The sequence below is a fragment of the Acinetobacter sp. F-1 genome (assembly GCF_022869025.1).
Lineage (GTDB): Bacteria > Pseudomonadota > Gammaproteobacteria > Pseudomonadales > Moraxellaceae > Acinetobacter > Acinetobacter pseudolwoffii.
Map to the genome: position 1 here is coordinate 156671 of NZ_JAJKFX010000005.1, position 12673 is coordinate 169343.

13 protein-coding genes are annotated in these 12673 nt (G+C 40.9%); 8 read left to right on the forward strand and 5 right to left on the reverse strand.

What is annotated here, in order from left to right; translation table 11 throughout:
- Nucleotides 1-24: 24 nt before the first annotated feature.
- On the reverse strand, nucleotides 25-219 hold the full coding sequence (gene xseB, locus LOZ91_RS06925) for an exodeoxyribonuclease VII small subunit (RefSeq protein ID WP_005170556.1): 195 nt from the start codon (nucleotides 217-219) through the stop codon (nucleotides 25-27).
- Nucleotides 209-1480, reverse strand: coding sequence for an exodeoxyribonuclease VII large subunit (xseA, locus tag LOZ91_RS06930; RefSeq protein WP_244782883.1), 1272 nt, complete (start codon nucleotides 1478-1480; stop codon nucleotides 209-211). The genes xseB and xseA overlap by 11 nt, the downstream gene beginning before the upstream one ends.
- A 350-nt stretch (nucleotides 1481-1830) precedes the next feature.
- Between xseA and LOZ91_RS06935 the strand changes: the two genes are divergently transcribed.
- From LOZ91_RS06935 to gltS, 7 genes are all read left to right on the forward strand, one after another.
- Complete coding sequence (locus LOZ91_RS06935) at nucleotides 1831-2265, forward strand: I78 family peptidase inhibitor (protein ID WP_005170565.1); 435 nt, start codon at nucleotides 1831-1833, stop codon at nucleotides 2263-2265.
- Nucleotides 2266-2379: 114 nt separating this feature from the next.
- Nucleotides 2380-2739 carry a hypothetical protein gene (locus tag LOZ91_RS06940; protein WP_005097193.1) on the forward strand — a complete coding sequence of 120 codons (360 nt, stop codon included), beginning with the start codon at nucleotides 2380-2382 and terminating at the stop codon, nucleotides 2737-2739.
- 214 nt (nucleotides 2740-2953) lie between these two features.
- Nucleotides 2954-3223, forward strand: coding sequence for a hypothetical protein (locus tag LOZ91_RS06945; protein WP_005097192.1), 270 nt, complete (start codon nucleotides 2954-2956; stop codon nucleotides 3221-3223).
- Nucleotides 3224-3520: 297 nt separating this feature from the next.
- Nucleotides 3521-6160, forward strand: coding sequence for a bifunctional aconitate hydratase 2/2-methylisocitrate dehydratase (locus tag LOZ91_RS06950; protein ID WP_005097191.1), 2640 nt, complete (start codon nucleotides 3521-3523; stop codon nucleotides 6158-6160).
- A gap of 96 nt (nucleotides 6161-6256) precedes the next feature.
- Nucleotides 6257-6979: a hypothetical protein gene (locus tag LOZ91_RS06955; RefSeq protein WP_244782885.1), complete on the forward strand. Its 723-nt coding sequence runs from the start codon at nucleotides 6257-6259 to the stop codon at nucleotides 6977-6979.
- Nucleotides 6980-7091: 112 nt separating this feature from the next.
- Nucleotides 7092-7313, forward strand: coding sequence for a hypothetical protein (locus LOZ91_RS06960; RefSeq protein ID WP_080633091.1), 222 nt, complete (start codon nucleotides 7092-7094; stop codon nucleotides 7311-7313).
- A 124-nt stretch (nucleotides 7314-7437) separates the two neighbouring features.
- On the forward strand, nucleotides 7438-8661 hold the full coding sequence (gene gltS / locus LOZ91_RS06965) for a sodium/glutamate symporter (RefSeq protein ID WP_005097189.1): 1224 nt from the start codon (nucleotides 7438-7440) through the stop codon (nucleotides 8659-8661).
- A gap of 152 nt (nucleotides 8662-8813) precedes the next feature.
- Here gltS and LOZ91_RS06970 read toward each other — a convergent pair whose 3' ends face one another.
- The gene (locus LOZ91_RS06970; protein ID WP_074383206.1) at nucleotides 8814-9677 is read right to left on the reverse strand and encodes an alpha/beta fold hydrolase; all 864 of its coding nucleotides are present in this window, start codon (nucleotides 9675-9677) and stop codon (nucleotides 8814-8816) included.
- 117 nt (nucleotides 9678-9794) lie between these two features.
- Between LOZ91_RS06970 and LOZ91_RS06975 the strand changes: the two genes are divergently transcribed.
- Nucleotides 9795-10253, forward strand: coding sequence for a hypothetical protein (locus tag LOZ91_RS06975; protein WP_005097113.1), 459 nt, complete (start codon nucleotides 9795-9797; stop codon nucleotides 10251-10253).
- Between the two features lie 82 nt (nucleotides 10254-10335).
- On the opposite strand, the gene LOZ91_RS06980 is transcribed toward LOZ91_RS06975, so the two are convergent.
- Together LOZ91_RS06980 and brnQ are read right to left on the reverse strand one after the other, a co-directional pair.
- Entirely contained in the window at nucleotides 10336-10554 is a 219-nt protein-coding gene (locus LOZ91_RS06980; protein ID WP_005097112.1) for a hypothetical protein, read from the reverse strand.
- 582 nt (nucleotides 10555-11136) lie between these two features.
- Complete coding sequence (brnQ, locus tag LOZ91_RS06985) at nucleotides 11137-12423, reverse strand: branched-chain amino acid transport system II carrier protein (RefSeq protein ID WP_148334894.1); 1287 nt, start codon at nucleotides 12421-12423, stop codon at nucleotides 11137-11139.
- Nucleotides 12424-12673 lie beyond the last annotated feature (250 nt).

Consider the following 12673-nt stretch of genomic DNA (forward strand, 5'->3'; position numbering starts at 1 on the left):
TACTCAACTAGAGTCATTCAATCACTAATCTTTAAATGTGTCATTTAGCGCACTTTGCACCGCTTCAACACGTGCCTTGCAGGCTTTATAGGCGCTCATGGATTCTTCCACGATTTTCATCAGATTATCAATGTCCGGTTCTTGCTGAGATTCGAGCAATTCCGCATTCTTTTTCAAGATGTCATAGCCTTGCTGGAAGCTTAAAGTATCATGAGTCATGGGGAAGTACCTGTATAAGTTGTGCTGAAAAAATGCCATCCTGCAGTTCTACCTGAACCGGATCGCTGGGCTGAATCTGGTTGATAGAACCCACCACATGTTCTTGCTGACGTACGATGGCATAACCTTTCGATAAAACATGTCGTGGGTTTTGCAATAGCATTTCCCGCATCAGGGCATCTAGCTGCTGATTGATTAGTTGGGTATGTTGCTGAGCCAGACTGGAGGTATTGGCCTTGATCTGTTGCAGACGTTGCAGGGCATCCATAATTTGGCTGTTGGCCAGACTTTGAATGAGTTTTAAGAATTGATCATTCTGATTTTGGTAGGCCTGAATTTGCTGTTGAGATAAACGCTGAATCCGCTGTAAATAATTCAAGACATCTTGTGTGAGTTCGACTATATGATTGCGAATTCCGGCGATGACTTTACTCGGAGTATCAAAGGAGCGATGCGCAATCTCATCCAGAATGGTGTGGTCTTTTTCATGTCCGATGCCCACCCAAATCGGAACCGAGCGTTTACAGAGCAGGGCAGCCAGATCATAATCATTTAAATAAGCCAGATCATTGACTGCTCCGCCACCCCGAATAATGACGATTAAATCTGGCGCAGTGTCATAGGTTTTCGCCCATTGTTTCAGAGCTTGTGCCAGACTCTGCATAATGCTTTGCGGGGCAGAATTTCCCTGAAAAGTCGCAGTGTGATAGATAAACTCGCAAACTTGCGCACGATGTAGTGCATCGGCATCTTTTCTGAAATCTCCGAGACCTGCTGCGTTTTCGGGAGCAATCACTAAAATTCGGTTCAAATCAAAAGGGCTGGGCAGGTTTCTATTACGCTGAATCAGCCCTTCAGCGCTTAGCCTGTCAATAATCTGCTGATAACGCCGGGCAATATCACCCAAGGTATAACCCGAGTCAATCTCGACGATATTTAAAGAAAAACCATATTGTGGATCAAAATTGGCTTTGACTTTAATCAGAACTTTGAGATCACGACTTAATTCAATCCCGCTTTCACGTTCAAATTGAGTGACAATTTTCTGGGCGCTAAATTTCCAGATGGTGGCTCGGCAACTGGCAATGACCTGATCGCTATCAGCCTCTTTTTCTGCCAGTTCCAGATAATAATGACCTGCTTTGATACTAAGGTTACGAATCTCAGCTTTGACCCATACCGGCGTATCGAAAGTGAGTTTGACCACTTCCTGAACTGTCGCAAGATATTCCTTGAGGGAGAGTTGGAGATCGTCTGTCATGCCAGTAGAAAGTTTAAAATTCAATCAAATAGTAAATCAATCTGGCAAAGATCACAAATCTAAAAATGCAGTTATTTAAACTTTATGTAATGACATTGTGTTGATAATGGAATGAAGAATCACTTAATTGAGAACGCTAAATTAGTATTCGTCTCAATTTAAACAGATTCCACGCATCTCTAGCTTCAGCAATCAAATAGTTGGCAAGATAGCAATACTGAATTTAGCAATACTTTTATTCTTAAACTTTATTGAAGGTGTTTGATTAACAATGTACACAGACTTGTGCCTAGAAAAGGTATGGAAATATGCTAAATTAGTGCAGAATTATTGAAGAAGAATACACGCTCATGAAAAAAACAATGCTGTTCGGTTTGCTGGCGGTTGCTTTAAGCGCCTGTACCACTACACCACAATCAGAAACGGAAGCGCCTAAAATAGGTATGCCAAATCCGGCGAGCACTTATTGTGTCAATCAGGGTGGCAAGCTTGAAATACGTAATGAAAGTAATGGCCAGGTTGGATATTGTCATTTAAAGAATGGACAGGTGGTAGAAGAATGGGAGTTGCTGCATATGAACCAGCCTAAATGTATTGCCGATCAGGCGATGACATTGGTTGGTCAGTCCAACCTGACTGAAGCGCAAATCAAACAGAAAACCCAGGCGCAGATTGTACGTATGGTCGAGCCGGGCCAAGCAGTCACCATGGATTATCGTGAAGAGCGTGTGACAGTAACTGTAGATCCTGCCAGCAAAAAAATTCTTCAGGCTTCATGCGGTTAATCATTTAAAAAACAAAAGCCCATTGATGGGCTTTTTTAAATTTAGAGTCATACTGGCATTTTAAATGACAAATCTTCCCCGATCTTTTATATTGCCCCTCGGAAGGAGAAACTCATGAAAAAGTTATTGGCTTTATCGTTTATGCTGGCTCTGGCCGGTTGTGCCGAGAAGAAACCCTTAACCCCTGAAGAGCAGTGGCAAGGTTATTGTCGAAGTGTGGGAAATGCCGCGCGAACCATTATGCTGGATCGTCAGAATGCGATTGAGAAAGAGAAAGCAATCGAGCATGCCCTCAAGATCGATGATGAAACCACCAAAGGTTTTATTCTGAACATTATTGATGAAGTCTACGCACTTCCAGCCGAAGAGATTAAGGCAGATGTAAAAGCAGCCCGTGAAAAAGTCCGCGCTGAGTTTACTGAAAAATGTATTGCCACGCCGCATGATGAATTACCAGATTACAAACCGTTCTAGGGAACGGTTTTTTAATGGCTGAATCAGGCATAGCAACATCTCTTTAAAAAAAGTATCAACCCGAATAAAAGACAAAAAAACCTCTACTTAATAATAAAAAAATAGCCTAAGCAAAATGTACACTTTGTGACAATTTCTAAATCTAAAATATAGAAATACTTATCTTTATATTGAATAATGAATTTAACTCCAATTACCCGAGGAGTAACACAATATGCAAGTCGTCAGATATTTACATCATTCTGATCTGCTCTTAGAAGATGAACATGGTGTAGTCATTATTGCTGGTAGTCGCTATGTCCTGAGCGTAGGCGACAAAGTATTTTTAAAGAAGGTGCTAGAACAAGAAAAAAAGCTGTATCAGGTGGATATTTCCTTTGCCAGCAATAATCACAGCACGATGTGTGAAGATGAATGCGTGGTGAAATTCAAAGGCTGCCGGGATTCATATCAGCAATATTTAAACTCGACCACTGTACACTAAGGTGGAGTATCTTTTTAACTTCAAATCAGGCAACATCATGGTTGCCTTTTTTATGCATTAAATTCAGTTAAAAGGGCCTGCTCATAGGCTTGTTTCTTGAGATCTGATCTAAAAGTGATTATTGAATAATCATTAAGAGCATCATTTAGTTATAAAATAACGAGCATCACAAAGAAACACTTGAGTTGCATTAACTTTTAACTGGAAATTTAGTAAAATTTCGGAGTCCATATTATTTGTGAAGCTTGGAATAAGCAGGAATTCATAAGTAATTTTTTAAAAAAGAGGAATAACACTGTGCTAGAAGCTTACCGCCAACACGTTGAAGAACGTGCCGCACTCGGAGTCCCACCGAAGCCACTTGACGATGCCCAAACCGCTGCATTAGTTGAACTACTAGTTAACCCGCCAGCTGGTGAAGAAGCATACTTGGTAGATTTGCTTGAAAACCGTGTACCAGCAGGTGTTGACCAAGCTGCATATGTAAAAGCTGCGTTCTTGGCTGCATTGGCAAAAGGCGAAGCAACCTCTCCACTTATTTCTAAAGAACGTGCGGTTTACTTGCTAGGTACTATGCTTGGTGGTTATAACGTAGCGCCTTTAGTTGAACTTTTAGACAACGCTGAACTTTCTGAGCTTGCTGCTGAAGCGCTTAAGAAAACGCTTCTTGTATTTGATGCATTCCACGATGTCGCTGATAAAGCAAAAGCGGGTAATGCAAATGCACAAGCTGTTATGCAGTCTTGGGCTGATGCTGAATGGTTTACTTCACGTCCAGACGTTCCTGAAGAAATCAAACTGACAGTTTTCAAAGTCACTGGCGAAACCAACACTGATGACTTGTCACCTGCACAAGATGCTTGGAGCCGCCCGGACATTCCATTGCACGCAAATGCAATGTTGAAAAACGTACGTGACGGAATCAACCCGGAAGTTCCTGGTGAAGTTGGTCCATTAAACCAAATCAAAGAATTGATCGCGAAAGGCAACCAAGTTGCTTACGTAGGTGACGTTGTTGGTACAGGTTCATCTCGTAAATCTGCAACCAACTCTGTGCTTTGGTTCTTTGGTGATGACATTGCTCATATCCCGAACAAAAAAGACGGTGGTTACTGCCTAGGTTCTAAAATTGCGCCAATTTTCTTCAACACGATGGAAGATGCGGGTGCATTACCGATCGAGATCGATGTTGGCAACATGAACATGGGCGATGAAATCGTTCTTAAAATCGATCATGCTGCTGCGAAAGTTTCTGCATCTAAAGACGGTGCTGTAATTGCTGAAGCTGATCTTAAAACACCTGTACTTCTAGACGAAGTTCGTGCTGGCGGTCGTATTAACCTGATCGTTGGTCGTGGTTTGACCACTAAAGCACGTGAAGCTTTAGGTCTTCCAGTATCTACATTGTTCCGTACTCCGGTTCAACCTGCTGCAACTGGCAAAGGCTTCACTCAAGCACAGAAAATGGTTGGTCGCGCTTGTGGTCTTCCTGAAGGTCAAGGTGTACTTCCAGGTACTTACTGTGAACCTAAGATGACCACAGTTGGTTCGCAAGATACAACAGGTCCAATGACGCGTGACGAATTGAAAGACTTGGCTTGCCTAGGTTTCTCTGCTGACCTTGTTATGCAATCTTTCTGTCATACCGCTGCGTATCCAAAGCCAGTTGACGTTCAAATGCAACACTCGCTTCCTGATTTCATCATGAACCGTGGTGGTGTGTCTTTACGTCCAGGTGATGGTATTATCCACTCTTGGTTAAACCGTATGCTTCTTCCGGATACTGTGGGTACTGGTGGTGACTCGCATACTCGTTTCCCAATCGGTATTTCGTTCCCGGCGGGTTCTGGTCTGGTAGCGTTTGCTGCAGCAACTGGTGTTATGCCACTTGATATGCCTGAATCTGTACTTGTGAAGTTCAAAGGTAAAATGCAGCCTGGTATCACGCTACGTGACCTGGTACATGCAATTCCTTACTACGCAATTCAAGCGGGTGACTTAACTGTAGAGAAGAAAGGTAAGAAAAACATCTTCTCTGGTCGTATCCTTGAGATCGATTTGACAGAAATGGAAACTGACCTGACTGTTGAGCAAGCATTCGAATTGTCTGATGCTTCTGCTGAACGTTCAGCTGCTGGTTGTTCGATCACGCTTTCTGAAGAGAAAGTTGCTGAATACCTTCGTTCAAACATCACTATGCTTAAGTGGATGATTTCTGAAGGTTATGGCGATGCGCGTACAATGGCTCGTCGTGTTGAGAACATGGAAAAATGGTTAGCGAATCCATCACTGCTTAAAGCGGATGCGGATGCTGAATACACGAAAGTGTATGAAATCGATCTAGCTGACATTAAAGAACCTGTTCTTTGCTGCCCGAACGATCCAGATGATGCAAAACTTCTTTCTGACGTTCAAGGCGTGAAAATTGACGAAGTATTCGTTGGTTCTTGTATGACAAACATTGGTCACTTCCGTGCGACTGGTAAATTGTTAGAGAAAGTTCCAGGTGGTGCATTGTCAACTCGTTTGTGGATTGCTCCGCCAACGCGTATGGACGAACATCAGTTGATGGAAGAAGGTTTCTATAATATTTATGGTAAAGCTGGCGCGCGTACTGAAATGCCAGGTTGTTCATTATGTATGGGTAACCAGGCACGTGTAGCTCCGAACACGACTTGTGTATCGACTTCTACTCGTAACTTCCCGAACCGTTTAGGTCAAGGTGCTAACGTTTACTTGGCTTCTGCTGAACTTGCTTCTGTTGCTGCTGTATTGGGTAAATTACCTTCTCCAGAAGAATACCAACAGTACGCAGCTCAAATTGACAGCATGTCAGCTGACATCTATCAATACTTAAGCTTCGACAAGATGAGCGAATATACTAACGCTGCTAAAGACGTTGATACGAAGAAAATTGCTGCTGCTCAGTTGACTTAATATTAAGTTGATTAAAAAGTAGTTTAAAATAAGGGCTGATTGATCAGCCCTTATTTTTTACGAAAAGAAGAATTAAATTCTATTTGAGCGATGTGAATGGAAAGGTTAATAGATCCAGATTATTTAAATGCTAATCAAGGTGTCTTAGCTTTACTAATATTTTTATTTGGTATGGCAGTGACAGTTGTTAGTATAGTTGTAAAATATTTTAATAATAAACCTAAATTTAAAATTACTACTATTGAAGGTCCAACTTTTACTTGTACTTTTGAAACAGGAAATGTTTTTAAGGGGCATCAAGCTCATATAACAGCAGTGGCTCTTTATTTAGATATAAAGAATGTTGGTAAATTACCTTGTGGTATAGATAAGATTTTCATTGGGTATAAATGGAATATAATCCCTTTTAGTTTTAATTGGCTTAAATATCGTTTCTTGGGTTGGTTTTGGCTAAAAGAGCAGGTAATAGCTTTAGATGATTTTCAAGTCAAAATTGGTGATAAAATTAAGGTATATCCATTTTTAACTCAGTTAAATACGCTTTCTCCTGCCAAAGTAGAAAAATATATAGAAGTAGGAAAAGGTATTAGTGGTGTTGTATATTTTGAGCAGCAAGAAAGTTGGGGAGCGATGTCGCCAGTTGTACATAATAAAATCACTAAAATAAAAATCTGTATAGTTGATTCATTTGGAAAGAAGCATAAAAAAATTTTGAAAATTCCTGTGGTGCAGTTAAATGAAGCATTTAAATATAATCCGTCCTTTGGGATGACATATCACATTTTGAATGATGAAAAGAATATTTCCAAAACTTTATAAGGGACTAATCATTTAAAATGAATTTGTGCTCATTAATATTTCTCTCTTTACACCTAACTCAATACAGCGTTTAATCGCCACATTGAAAAATGATTTAAAAGTTGATATAACAATGACAAAACAATCCCGATTCCTCTGTATTGGCGGTTTCCTTAACGGAACCCAAGTCAAAGACCAAGGCGACAGCTTTGTCTGCATCGAAAAATGCAAAAATGTCACCTATACCAAAAAGGAAATATTCCATCCTGATTCATGGGATCACGACTACTATGTTTGTGAAACGACCACAGATCAGCAAGCGCGCAACTGGGTTTATGATATTCCATCACGTTAATTGCGTCTATTCGGGCTATAAATTAAACAATTATTAGAAACAATAACTTGCATTACATTTCTATGATTGATTTTTCATCTCTCTTTCCCAAAACTGTATGAAAATAAAGCCAATAGGGAATGTTATGACTTATGAAATAGATGCCTTTGGCACTCTAGTAATTGCTGTTTTTTTTCTTTTTATTGGGCGGTATCTTGTTAGTAAAATTAGCTTCTTTAGGAACTATAACTTACCTGAACCTGTAATCGGTGGTTTAGTCGCAGCGATTACGGCCTTTATTCTCTATAAATTGTTTAATATCAGTGCCACATTTGACGCACAAATTCAAACCATCCTGATGCTGATGTTCTTTACTTCTGTTGGCTTAAGTGCAGACTTTTTGAAACTGAAAGAAGGTGGAAAATCGCTCCTGACCTTCTTGGTCTGTGTCATTTTATTTGTAGTCGTGCAAAATGCTGTCGGTATGAGTTTAGCCACAGCGCTTGGACTTGATCCACTGATTGGCTTGATTGTCGGTTCCGTCACCTTAACGGGTGGTCATGGTACCGCCGGTGCCTGGGGCGAGGTTCTGGAAACTCAATATGCGATCCAGGGAGCAGTTGTCCTTGGTATGGCAAGTGCTACCTTTGGCTTGATTATTGGTGGACTTGTGGGCGGTCCAGTTGCCAAGTTCCTGATTAAACGCAACCAACTGGCTGAAACAGTAGCGCAAGAGACTAATGAACAGCAGCTCGAATCGCACATCAACACTGCGCCCTTTGAATATCCAAAGAAAACCCGATTGATTACATCCAGTAATGCCGTGTCGACTTTGGGGATGTTTGCCCTGTGTATTTTTGTCGCCAATCAGATGACAGACTTCAGCCAGGGAAGATGGTTTGAATTGCCCACTTTTGTATGGGCTTTAGGCACAGGTGTGATTGTGCGTAATGTCTTGGAGCATGTGCTGAAAGTCGATATCTTCGACCGTGCAATCGATGTATTTGGCAATGCGTCTTTATCCCTGTATTTATCTATGGCTTTACTATCACTGCAACTCTGGTTACTGGCCGATTTGGCAGGTCCGCTCATTACCATTTTATTGGCGCAGACAGCGGTATTGATTTTATTTACCGCAATTGTGACCTTTAGAATCATGGGCAAAAATTACGATGCAGCAGTATTAGTGGCAGGGCATTGTGGTTTTGGTATGGGGGCAACACCGACAGCGATTGCCAATATTCAGGCGGTGACCAATAGCTATGGTCCATCACATAAAGCTTTTTTAATTGTACCGCTGTGTGGTGCATTTTTTATTGATATTGTGAATGCTGTGGTGATCCAAAGCATCATTGCATTTTTCGGCTAAATGTTAATACGTTTTTAAAATCATACATGCAATAAAAAGCCCCATGGTTAGGGGCTAGTCGTATATAGGTCAAGCCCATATACTGTAAGAGGCTCATCTCAAACTGCGTGTATTAGAACATAGCAGCTTGCAAATAACCATCTAAATCTGATTTAAACCGTCAATTGTTGTTCAATCACCGGCCATAAGTTTTGATGTGATTTTTTAAACATCAGCATATGGCCAATGGCTTTATGCGCATATCTTTTAGGTTGAAGCTCAATCATCTGAGTGTCTGCATTGGGGTATAAACGCAGTAAATCTTTTACATTTGCTTCTGTTGCAATTTCATCATCCGATGACCAGATCGAAATAATCGGGCAGGTGATTTGAGCATGAAAATCTGAGCGTGGTAATAGGGTTTTACCCATTGCATTCATGACATAGCCCGGTTTGCTACAGAACTGTGCCCATTCACGCGCCACATCTTTAGGCAGATTTTCGCCCATGCCAATCGCTTGAGTTGGAGCATATCCTTTGCTCATACGGGCCAGTGGGAAAATGAGATTGAACATGACCGGCGCCAGCAGTTTGGTTTTACCTTTAAGTCCTTTGATATGTCCGGTTGAGCCAGCAACAGCCACCACTTTTGCAACTTTGTCATAATTCGGTACGATCCCCAGAAGCTGACCACCAGCACTATGCCCCAGCAAAATCACTTTTTCTGCATGAGTACGTGCTAATAAAGCATCAATCGCGGCGGGAATATCCAGTTGACCCCATTGCACAATGCTGGCTTTGGACTGTTTTAAAGGGCCTGCGAGTGACTCACCAATTCCCCGAAAGTCAAAGACCAGTACCGCATAGCCCTGAGCTTGCAACCAGATGCAGAAATGATGATAAAACTGTTGGGTAATACCTGTGGCAGGACAGACCAATACCGGACGTTTTTCAGATTCTGAAGAAGCCGCATAAAAGCGTGCACTTAAGTGATAGCCATCCTGGCACTGTAGAGTCAATGTTTCAAATTCAGACATACGATACACTATGATTTTAGCTTCCTGATGAAGCTTTAACTTTATACAGTTTTTGAAGGGATGCTTGCGCAAAGCATGACTTAAAAGTCAGTAAAATAATAGATATGGAATGAGCTTATGCTATCAATGGAACTTGCACTGGCCGTTAAAATCGCCATTATTTTTAGTGGAATATTCTTGTGGATTGGGATGTTTACCGGGGTCTGGAAGTATTGGCAGATCCGTCAATCACCACAGTCACGCGCACATTATTATGTCGATATTGCCCATCGTAGCAGTCTGCTATATGCACCAGCGACGCTAATTCTGGCAGTTCTGGCATATTATTCCGATTTATCCAGTGCCATGAATTTGATCTGCGTACTGGTGAATATCGTATTTTTTAGTTTTTCGATTGCAGCTTATATGCTGCATGGTTTCCTGCAAGATACCACCAATCAGTTTAAGCAACCGCATCAACTGGGTCGGTTTCATCTACCTGGCAGTCTGATGAGCTTGGCAATGCTGGGATTAATTATTGCAGAACTTGGAGGAACGGGGATTTTACTCTATGGCGCATTTGGTGGGCTATTTTAATTATTCTTAAAAGTAATATTTTGGTTTTTTTACCAGATGGATGACTGGCCACATCATCCATCTGGGCTAATTTAAAATTTGATTATCGGTATTTCTGGTCTATGGCAGCCCATAGGAAGAAAGCAGCTGAGACGATCAGCGCATAACCAAAGTATTCAAGTTTTAAATTACCTTGAATTAAGCAATGGACGGTTAAAGTCAGCATAAGTGCAAAAGTGGTGCATATAAATGTCACCAGATTGGTGTCGTTGGCTTTAAGAGCGTCAATGAAGACTTGCTTGTTGAAATGTAATGATAACATCTCCATCCCTCCCATTTATTTATGTTATTGAAGACTAAAGCAGATTAAGTTAGTCAGAATTGAACATACAGTTGTACTGTTTAATATCAGCCTTTGCAACCATCGGGCTGCACTTTCAGGGTCAAAATGGCCTTCTTTAGTCGTAAAAATACATAATCAATTGATTAGTAAAGCATTATATATTCAGATTACACCTCCATATCGTCATGAAAACAATAGCTAGCAATTGTTTGATGTGAGCAGATAGAAAATGCAAATTCTACGCCAAAGATATGTAGTGTTAATCAATAGAATGTAAGACTGTGTATAAGTCAGGGGGCAAGATGGTTTAAGTCAGCAACAACATGTATCTAAAAGTTAAAATTCAAAAAATTATTTATATTTATATTAAAAATAGGATCATTCGAGCCTAATTATGAATCACACTTTCTGGAAAAAGCACGAGTAAATAGACACACAGCGATGATTTGATATTGTCTGTAAGAAACAATAAAAGTCCGTTTGGGTAAAACCTGACAATTATTGATCACGCTCAAACCGGATTTTGGGTAAAAATACGATTTTTCAGACATCCTAGAAGTTTTAGTTTCTAATACGGTCAATCACAGCTGTAATCAGCAATACAATCATGGACGGGATAAACCAGGCCAGATTCTGATCTGATAGAGGTAAATTTTGCAGTAATGCAGGCAATTCAAAACCAGCGACTTTTAATCCATCAAAAATACCAAAGATCAAGGCCACCAGGGTCACTGGCGCAATCACATGAGATGGTTTCTTGAAGAAGTTTGCACAGAAGCTCAGCATAATGACGCTAATGGCAGGCGGATAAATCGCACTTAAGACTGGAACCGAAACAGCGATCAGTTTGGTTAAACCCAGATTTGAAATCACCAGTGAGAAGCCCACCAGAATAAATACAAAGATCTTGTATGGAATTTTAGTCAAACTGGAGAAATATTCGGCACAGGCGCAGGTCAGGCCAATCGCAGTCACCATACAGGCAATAAAAATCATGCCAGACAGGAAATAAGCACCCATATCACCAAAGGCATGTTGTACATAGGCATGCAGGATAATGGCACCATTGGCTGCGTTCGGTGCAATTTCGTGGCTACCGAGTCCGAGTTTAAACAGACTTAAATACACCAGAGTTAAACCAATACCAGAAATAATGCCGGCATTCACTGCATATTTGGTAATCAGTTTTTTATCGGTTACACCACGTGAAGTAATGGCTTTAACAATCACAATACCGAAAACTAAAGCGCCCAAAGTATCCATGGTTAAATAACCATTTACGAAGCCTTCAGTCACTGGACTGGTAACGTAATTATCGATCGCTGCAGGCGGATTGCTGGCAGGGATCATCACGGCTGCTACACCCAAAATTATCAAAGAAATAATTTTAAGTGGTGACAGGAAATAGCCGACGGTATCCAGAATCTTGTTTGGATATAAAGATACGATGGTCACCACAGCAAAATAGATGATGCTGTAAATGAGCAGGCTGCCAGATTCATTGCCAAAGTAAGATGAAAAACCGATTTCATAAGAAACGGTTGCGGTACGCGGCGTCGCAAATAAAGGGCCAACAGCTAAGTAACAGATTACAGTCAGCAAGATGCTGGCTGCTTTGCCAAGAGGCGAGCTTAGTGCCTGAATGGAACCTTCAACGCGAGACAACGCAATAATGGTAATCACGGGTAAGCCGACTGCTGTAATAAGGAAACCTAAAGCAGCGAGCCATACGTGTTCACCGGCTTGTTGAGCCACAATCGGTGGGAAGATAATGTTGCCCGCACCAATAAATAGTGCAAAGGTCATAAAACCTAGGGCGACAATATCCCGGGTACGCAGACTTGTCATAAAGGGAGATCAATAGAACAAAAGAAAGCGATTTTAGTGTATATGTCCAATTTTTTGGAGTTTATTTTAAGGCTGGAAGCCTTGATTCTAGTGAGTTTGCGGATCACATAACCGGTCATTCAAATCTTGGTAGAAATATATGTTTGATAATTCGCTGAAAAATATATTTTTCCTTACAAGCTCAAAAAATATCTGCACTTGATATCAAAATATGTCAGTTATTGTTTGTACAAATAAGCAGCAGTGAAAA